Here is a 397-nt window from a genome sequence, read left to right on the forward strand (position 1 = left end):
GCTGTACTCGCTGTCGCATCAGACGAATGACACCGGCGAATCAGAATGGATTCATTTTACAGGCAGCGGATATCTGTTACGTACCGATGCGTGGTCATACCCGGTTCTGCGGCTTAAACGCCTGGGCCTGTCAAGAACGTTCCGTCGTCTGGTCGTCACTCTCACCCGGCGTTATGGCGTCAGTCTCATTCATCTGGACGCCGGCGCAGAATGTCTGCCGGGTTTACCCACTTTCGACTGGTAATCAGGACAAAAGACACTGGATGAAATTATTAACCACAGAAACGGCGCTGGATATTCTGATTGCGTGGCTGCAGGACAATATTGACTGCGAATCAGGGATTATCTTCGACAACGATGAGGATAAAACGGATTCGGCAGCACTGTTGCCCTGTAT

1 protein-coding gene is annotated in these 397 nt (G+C 51.1%); it reads left to right on the forward strand.

What is annotated here, in order from left to right:
- On the forward strand, positions 1-244 hold a 244-nt coding region (locus ACNFOC_RS55740; RefSeq protein ID WP_416966491.1), incomplete at its 5' end, for a DUF5983 family protein.
- Positions 245-397: the final 153 nt, after the last annotated feature.

The sequence above is a fragment of the Streptomyces colwelliae genome, assembly GCF_048158785.1.
Lineage (GTDB): Bacteria > Actinomycetota > Actinomycetes > Streptomycetales > Streptomycetaceae > Streptomyces.